The organism is Acidobacteriota bacterium, from assembly GCA_003225175.1.
Lineage (GTDB): Bacteria > Acidobacteriota > Terriglobia > Terriglobales > Acidobacteriaceae > Gp1-AA112.
Genome location: QIBA01000081.1, coordinates 1 through 3,383, shown reverse-complemented (window position 1 = coordinate 3,383; position 3,383 = coordinate 1). Strand labels below are relative to the sequence as shown.

The 3,383-nt window shown below is 58.5% G+C and carries 4 protein-coding genes; all 4 read right to left on the bottom strand.

What is annotated here, in order from left to right:
• Positions 1-881 (bottom strand): IS5/IS1182 family transposase (locus DMG62_21725; protein PYY20832.1); only part of this gene is annotated, 881 nt, incomplete at its 3' end.
• Positions 882-1,314: 433 nt separating this feature from the next.
• Positions 1,315-2,364 (bottom strand): IS110 family transposase, encoded by a 1,050-nt coding sequence (locus tag DMG62_21720; protein ID PYY20831.1) that lies wholly within the window; start codon positions 2,362-2,364, stop codon positions 1,315-1,317.
• A 105-nt stretch (positions 2,365-2,469) separates the two neighbouring features.
• Positions 2,470-2,781: a hypothetical protein gene (locus DMG62_21715; protein PYY20830.1), complete on the bottom strand. Its 312-nt coding sequence runs from the start codon at positions 2,779-2,781 to the stop codon at positions 2,470-2,472.
• Positions 2,782-3,155: 374 nt separating this feature from the next.
• A partial coding sequence (locus DMG62_21710; GenBank protein ID PYY20829.1) for a DNA-binding response regulator occupies positions 3,156-3,383 on the bottom strand: 228 nt, incomplete at its 5' end.

Here is a 3,383-nt window from a genome sequence, read left to right as displayed (position 1 = left end):
ATGTGGGGTGCGATCTTCTTGTCTTTGACCAGCCAGTCGAGGGTTGCTCCCGAACCATAGGCGGTATCAGCCGCGAGCCGCTTCGGCTTAATGTCGAAGCGCTGCTCGGTTCGCTCGATCATGGTCTTCGCCGCGCCGACTTCGGCCTGGCGGATCGCGCGCGATGCCTCGACATCCATGATGATGCCCGACTTCACGTCGACTAGATAATTGTCGGCGTAAGCAAAGAACGCGGGGCCGCGCATCGCGCCGGTCCATTGCGCGGCCGGGTCTGACGGCGACACAAACTTCGGCGTAACCTCGCTAGCCGCCCCGAATGCCGCGTCATCGAGCGTGGCGAGATACTCTTTGGTTGCCCGGCTCACTGCCTGCGCATCCAGCTCCTTGCTCCACTGTGTTCCGGGAATCGATCGCTGCTTGTTGGCATCGGCCATAATCAAGCTGGCATCCACCGCAAAACCTTCTCCGCCAACCAGCCCGGCCGCAATGCAAGCGCCAACAACACGCTCGAAGACGCTTCGGAAGACGCCGCTATCGCGGAAGCGATCGTTGCGGGCACCCGAGAACGCCGAATGGTCCGGTATTGCGTCCTCAATCGACAGCCCGCAAAACCAGCGATTGGCGAGGTTCACTCGCACATCCCGGCATAGCGCCCGCTCCGAGCGGATCGCGAACAAGTAGCCGACGATCAGCATTCGGATCATCAGCACGGGATCGATCGAGGGACGACCAAGCTGCGGATAGTAGGGTGCCAGCTCGGCGTGCACCCAACTCAAATCAAGAACGGCTGCAATCTCGCGTACCGGATGATCGTCCGGTACCGCGTCGAGGCTGAATGAATAGAACAGTTGCCCCTGATCTCGGTCGAGCCGCCCCATCATGGTCCGCATCCCTCGCGAATCGCATCGATGGAACGGAATCACTGACCCAAAAAGCCTTCAACCGCCTTTTGCAACAAAATCGGCACAAAGCAGACATCCGGACGCGCTCAAGCGACGTCCGCTTTTCGGGGTAAAGCGGACATTGCCTAAACGCCCTCCGATGTCTGCTTTTGACCCAAATGTATGGTCCGGCCGTGCGTAGCAAGAAGATTCGATGAATTGGTGGTGAGCGGTCTTGCATTAATGTATCAGACCTCTGATTGGAGCTTAGCTCCGGGCCGTCATGGATATCAGCGCGCAGGCGAGCTCATTAGCGGAAAGGCCTCAACGGGCCATGTGGGTCACCAGTGTTCGCATGCGCTGGGAAGACCAAACCTCCATCTCGTCTCATCTTCTCGCAGACCTCGGCGGGTAACCGAACTTCTTGCAAAGCTCACGCTGCCTGCAGCTTGCTCACTTCAAACGTGCGACTGCCTGACAAAACGCCCCATGCGATGCGCGCTAGTTTGTTGGCGAGCGCGATCGCAAGGACGTTGCGATGCAGTCGCTTCTTGGCAGCCTCGATCCAGTGCTTGAGCCCATGCCGATCCCAGCTCATCGGTTTGATGAGCACCACCCAGGCTGCTTGCACGAACAGAACGCGCAGGTAGCGGTTACCGCGCTTTGATATCTTGCCGAGAATGGTGCGGTCGCCAGTTGAGATCTGCTTGGGTACGAGGCCCAGCCACGCGGCAAAGTCACGGCCTTTGGAGAATGCATCGCCGGTCCCGATTGCGGCTACCATGGCGCTCGAGATGATCGGACCGATGCCAGGCACACTCATTAGCCGCTCGCATCCGGCATCCTGCCGGGCTAGGACGGCAATCTGATTGGATAAATCATCGATCCGGTGGTCAAGCCGGCGCCAGTCTTCGGCCAGATCGCTGATGACCTGCACCATGCGAGCCGATAGCACGTCGGGCGGGGTCGCTAAGATGCGCGGCAACTCAGCGCGCAGGAACCGTAAGCCCTGGCGAACGGCCACGCCTCGCTCCAACAGGAAGGCGCGAATTTGATTGATGATGCCGGTCCGCTGGCTGACCAATCGCTCCCGCACACGATGCAGTGCCTGCAGGTCGAGCTGATCGGCGGTCTTCGTTGCTACAAACTTCATCGTTGGGCGCTGAACGGCCTCTGCGATCGCCTCCGCATCGCGGAAGTCATTCTTCTGTCCCTTCGAGTACGGGCGCACATACTTCGCCGGCATCAACCGAGCGTCGTGACCTAATGCTTTGAGCTTCCGACTAAGATGATGCGCACCAACGCAGGCTTCCATGCCGATCAGGCAGGGCGGCATATTCGCCAGCCGCGCTTCGATCTGACCACGCGACCACTTCTGACGCAGCACAATAGCGCCGCGATCATCCAGCCCGACGACGTGGAACGAGTTCTTACCGATATCGATGCCGATCACGGCAACTGCGCTGTTGAGGTTCTGGGACATGGCGTGCTCCTTGTCTTTGGAGCCCCTTGCCAGATTCGTCGCTGGCGGGGCAGGAGCACGGCCGGACCATCCCATTAGCGGACATGACCTACCGTGAAGCCAGCGTCAGTCCACCATGCGAACCGACAGCACAACCAACCGATTTGTTGTGCCGCATAACCCAGTTCTCATTCCCCACCGAAGAAGAATTCGCCAAAATCGTTCCATCCCCCGGTCGGCATTGCGAAAAAATAACCCGGCGGCATCTACCGCCTCCATGGCCAACGTGAGGGCGTCAACTGCCGAAGCGCTGGCTACAAATTCCAGTATTTGTCGGTCATCGCCCTTCAAAGGTCTGCCGTTCGCTGCAACGATACTGGCGTGCCATTTTCCGGGTTCTTGCTCGAAAACGGTAATCTCAAGCCCCTTGTATTGCATAGCTCGACCGCCTTGCGCCTTCAAACGGGACGCAAAGGTGAGCTAAAGGCTTGCAGCTACCTTGAAGAAACTACGCGGATTCCTCTTCCACGTCGGGCTTTGAGTCGACGCAAATCGGGACTTCGCTCATAGCTGTGAATCTGCCTAATCTGGCCGATGACGGCCGCCCATCCCCCTGTCCCCAAAGGTATCAGAACAAAGAGTCGCGGCCGAATTGCGCACAGCTGATGATAAATTGATGACCACCGGTTGTTGTCGGCGGCGGCTCGAATTCATACGAGCCTGACATGCCCGCACGCCGCTCGGCAGCGGGACTATGGTTCTCAATCCCAAACGCAACATCATCCCACACCAGCGAGGCACCTGCTCAAAGCTTATAATTCCTTAAAGCGATAACCGACACCGTACAGCGTTTCGATCATGTCGAAATCGTTGTCGCTGGCCTTGAATTTTTTGCGCAGCCTTTTGACGTGACTGTCGATGGTGCGGTCATCGACGTAAACCTGATCGTCATAGGCCGCGTCCATCAGGGCGTTGCGGCTTTTCACCACGCCCGGCCGGCTCGCCAAGGCTTGCAGGATCAGAAACTCGGTGACGGTGAG

Coding starts and splice junctions, on each gene's coding strand:
- DMG62_21720 (PYY20831.1), bottom strand. CDS start 2,364: ATGTCCCAGAACCTCAACAGCGCAGTTGCCGTGATCGGCATCGATATC.
- DMG62_21715 (PYY20830.1), bottom strand. CDS start 2,781: ATGCAATACAAGGGGCTTGAGATTACCGTTTTCGAGCAAGAACCCGGA.